Raw genomic sequence first — 4,059 nt, 5'->3', positions numbered from 1 at the left:
ACAACCTCGTGCACGACCTCTACAACCACCTGCAGTACGGCTGGCTGTTCGCCCTCGGCTGGGCGAGCCGCACGCCGCTGGCCGAGGGGCTGTGGTCGGCCGCGTTGCGGCTGCGCTGGGCGGCGCTCGGTATCTCGCTGGCCAGCTGGGCGGTGCTGATGGCCTTCAACAACCACTACGCGCTGCTGCAGCCCCCCGAGGGCGTGCTGGACGCGGCCCGCACACTGCGCGGTGCGCTGGGCTGGTGGGCCATCGTCGCTGCCTGCGGCTGGGCGCAGCGTGCCTTCACGCGGGAGTCGCCCGGGCTGCGCCAGGCGTCCCAGGCGGTGTTCTGCCTCTACATCCTGCACCAGAGCGTCATCGTGCTGCTGAGCCAGTGGATGCGGCCGTTGGACTTGCCATGGGGGCTGGAGGCCGTGCTGCTGATCGTGCTGACCTTCGCGGCGTGCGGTGCTGCCTATCTCGTGCTGCGCCGCGTGCCCGGGCTGGCGCTGCTGGTGGGCATCCAGCACCGTGCACGGGAGCAGCAGGCGCAGCCGTCCGCGACATCGTCCGCGGCGCCGGCCTCCTGACGGCAGCGCCGCCCTTCACGGCCGACAGGCCAGGGACGTGGGGTGTGGGGCGCGGCGGTGGAGCTGCCCTCGCAAGGGGGCGGGTCGCAGGGCCGCCCAGGGATCTCGCCGGCAAAAAAGAGGGCAGAGACGAGAGGCTCTGCCCTTCAACGCCGCTGACACCTCTCAGCAGCGGCGGGTCTAAACGGGGGCAGAGCGTTTCAGGCCGGGGTGTCGACGGGCCGGCCGGCAATGGCGTCCAGTTCGCCCGACGCGCGCGCCCGGCGGCCGTAGACGAGCTCGAACAGCGGCGTAGCCATCATGGTCGTCACCACCGCCATCAGCACCAGCATCGAGAACAGCGCCGGACCGATGATGCCCTTCTGCAGACCGATGTTGATGATGATGAGCTCCATCAGGCCGCGCGAATTCATCAGCGCACCGATGCCCAGTGCCGTGCGGTTGTCCTCGCCGGCCATCCGGGCCGCCAGATAGCAGGCGCCGAACTTGGCCAGCACCGAGGCCGCCAGCACGCCCAGGGCGATCAGCAGCAGCTCCAGGGAGTTGATCATGTCCAGCCGCGTGTTCAGGCCGGAGTAGGTGAAGAACATCGGCAGCAGCAGCAGCACGGTGATCGGCTCGACCTTCTTCTTCAGCTCGGCCGCGAAGAGGCCCCGCGGCATGACGGCGCCGAGGATGAAGCCGCCGAAGATGGCGTGGATGCCCACGGCGTCCATGATGAACGCGGAGGTGCAGAAAGCGATCAGCGTGATGCCGAGCACCGTGTGGCTCATGTGGCCGTCACGCTCCACCATGCGGCCCAGCGGCGCCAGCAGCCTGCGCCCGAACAGCATGACGAAGGCGGCCCAGAGGATGCCGCCGCCGATGGCCAGCACGGCCACGCCCGGGCCGGCGCCGAAGGCAGCGAGCACCAGGGCGAGGACGCACCAGGAGGCTGCATCGTCGAACGCGCCGGCCGTGAGCGTCAGCGTGCCCAGCGAGGTGTTGGCCAGGCCTTGCTCATTGATGATGCGCGCCAGCATCGGAAAGGCGGTCAGCGCGATGCAGGCCCCCATGAAGAGCGTCGCGTTGGCCGTCGAGATGCCCTCGGCGAACAGCCCCGGGATCGTCAGCATGATGGGCGTGATCAAGAAGGCGATGAAGAACGGCGCGGCGATGCCGGACACCGACACGCCAATGGCGCTCCTGGCCTTGGTGGCGAAGTGGTCCAGTCGCAGCGTCGTGCCGACCAGGAACATGTACAGCCCCACGCCGAGCTGCGCGCCGGTGTAGAGGACGTTCTTCATCTCCTTCGGGAAGATGGCGGCCTGCAGCTGGGGGAAGAACAGCCCCAGCAGCGATGGGCCGAGGATGACGCCCGCGATCATCTCGCCGACCACCTGGGGCTGGCCGAGGAACTTGCGGCCCGCCCAGCCGACGACGCGGCAGGCCAGCATGATGATGGCCAGCTGCAGGAAGAAGTGGACGCTGAAGTCGGTGGGCGAATAGGTCTGCGCCACCGCCGGGGCCGCGGGGCCGTGCTTGGCGAACACGTCGGCCAGGATGGCCAGAAGGTCGAATTCCATGGGCTGCCTTGTTGATTTTGTGGCTACGTCGTTCGTTGGTTTGCGACAACGTTGTCTCCAGCCGGTGCGGCGGCGCGCCGATCTGCCGTATGCACTGTGCCAGCGGTGGTTGCGCTGTCCATCGGGGTGGACGGAGATGAGCCTATGTACCTACGTTGAACTTGTGGTCGCGAAGGCAGGTAGGTACATTCCTTTCTCGATGAAGCTCATCACCAGCCGAGAGTTCAACCGCGACGTCAGCCAGGCCAAGCGCGCCGCCCAGATCGAGCCGGTGGTCATCACCGACCGTGGCCAGCCCAGCCATGTGCTGTTGAGCATCGCCGAGTACCGCCGCCTGACGGGCGAGGGCGAGAGCATCCTGGAGCTGCTGGCCATGCCCGAGGCGGTGACGCTGGACATCCGCGACGCGTCAGCGGACGGCGCCTGGGATCATCGCGAGAACCTGGGCTGAGCCATGTTTCTTCTGGACACCGGCATCGTGCTCGAGCTGCGCAAGGCCAAGGCCGGCCAGTCCGACGCCGGCCTCGCCGCCTGGGCGGCAGGCCTGCCGCGTCAGAAACTCTTCATCTCGGCGCTGAACCTGTTGGAGATCGAGACGGCCGCCGCCCGCCTGGCGCGTCGCGACCGCGCCGCCGGCCTGGTGGTGCGCGACTGGATCGACGGCCGCGTCATGCCTGCCTTCGAGGGCCGCGTGCTGCCGGTGGACGCGACGATCGTGCGCCGCCGCGCCCAGCTGCCCTATGCCAACACGCGCGATGGCCTGCTCGCCGCCACGGCCCTGGAGCATGGCCTGACCTTCGTGACCCACCGCGTCTCGGCCTTTCGTGCCGGCCGCGTGAAGCTGCTCAACCCCTCCGGCTACATTGCCCAGCCCAGCGAGGAGGACGAGGACTGGGCCCATGGCGCCCAGACCGGCCACCAATGGCTGAAGAACCTGTACACCCGCGCATGAATGACTCCCCCCGTCCAGCGCATGCCCGGTCCAGGACGATCGGGCCCACCCGCTCAGCCGCCCCATGACATGAAGCGACGCATCCTCATCGTCGGCGGCGGCACGGCCGGCTGGCTGACCGCCGCCTACCTGGCTCGCTTCCTGCGCCTGTCGGAACGCAGTCACCTCGAGGTGACGGTGCTGGAGTCGCCCGACATCGGCATCGTCGGCGTCGGCGAGGGCACGTTCCCCACCATCCGCAGCACGCTGCAGTTCCTCGGCATCGACGAGGCGCAGTTCATCCGCGAGACCTCGGCCACGCTCAAGCAGGGCATACGCTTCGTGGACTGGGCGCAGGCGCCGGTCGGCGGCGTGCATCAGCAGTTCTTCCATCCCTTCGAGGCGCCCTATTTCGCGGACGACCTCAACCTCGTGCCCTACTGGCTGCTCCAGGACCCGGCCACGCGGCCCCCCTTCGCAGAGGCCATGACGCTGCAGGCACGTGTCGCGGCAGCCCAGCGCGCGCCCAAGCGTGCGGGCGAAGCACAGTACGCGGCGCCGCTGAATTACGCCTACCACTTCGACGCGCTCAAGCTGGCCCGGTTGCTGGCCAGCCGCGCCCGCCAGCTTGGCGTGCGCCACATCGAGGCCACGGTGACCGACGTGACGCTCGATGCCGTGGGTTCGATCGCCCACCTCGACACCGCGCAGCACGGCCGCTTCGAGGCCGATCTCTACATCGACTGCACCGGCTTTCGCGCCGAGCTCATCGGCCGCGCCGTGGGCAGCGAGTTCAAGTCGGTGCGCCACCAGCTCTTCGCCGACCGGGCCCTGGCCTGCAAGATCCCGCTGGCCGCTGACGCCGTCATGGAGAGCTGCACCGTCGCCACCGCGCATGAGGCGGGCTGGCTGTGGGAAATCGGCCTGAATGGCGCGCGCGGCATCGGCTGCGTCTACTCCAGCGACCACCTCAGCGACGACCGCGCCGCGG

Annotated in this window: 4 protein-coding genes and 1 pseudogene; 4 read left to right on the top strand and 1 reads right to left on the bottom strand. The window is 69.0% G+C overall.

What is annotated here, in order from left to right:
• Nucleotides 1-572 (top strand): annotated as a pseudogene (locus tag VGF12_RS09225) (hypothetical protein); the annotation flags it as partial.
• 200 nt (nucleotides 573-772) lie between these two features.
• Here the strand turns inward: VGF12_RS09225 and VGF12_RS09220 are convergent.
• Entirely contained in the window at nucleotides 773-2,137 is a 1,365-nt protein-coding gene (locus tag VGF12_RS09220) for a cation:proton antiporter (RefSeq protein WP_331175743.1), read from the bottom strand.
• A gap of 199 nt (nucleotides 2,138-2,336) precedes the next feature.
• Between VGF12_RS09220 and VGF12_RS09215 the strand changes: the two genes are divergently transcribed.
• The 3 genes from VGF12_RS09215 to VGF12_RS09205 all read left to right on the top strand — a co-directional run.
• Nucleotides 2,337-2,588, top strand: a complete 252-nt coding sequence (locus VGF12_RS09215) for a type II toxin-antitoxin system Phd/YefM family antitoxin (RefSeq protein WP_331175742.1) — start codon at nucleotides 2,337-2,339, stop codon at nucleotides 2,586-2,588.
• Nucleotides 2,589-2,591: 3 nt separating this feature from the next.
• Nucleotides 2,592-3,089, top strand: a complete 498-nt coding sequence (locus tag VGF12_RS09210) for a PIN domain-containing protein (protein WP_331175741.1) — start codon at nucleotides 2,592-2,594, stop codon at nucleotides 3,087-3,089.
• Nucleotides 3,090-3,158: 69 nt separating this feature from the next.
• On the top strand, nucleotides 3,159-4,059 hold a 901-nt coding region (locus VGF12_RS09205), incomplete at its 3' end, for an FAD-dependent oxidoreductase (protein ID WP_331175740.1).

It is taken from the genome of Roseateles sp. (genome assembly GCF_036404855.1).
Lineage (GTDB): Bacteria > Pseudomonadota > Gammaproteobacteria > Burkholderiales > Burkholderiaceae_C > Pelomonas.
Note: the sequence above shows the minus strand (reverse complement) of the source record. Positions and strands in the feature narration are given on the sequence as shown.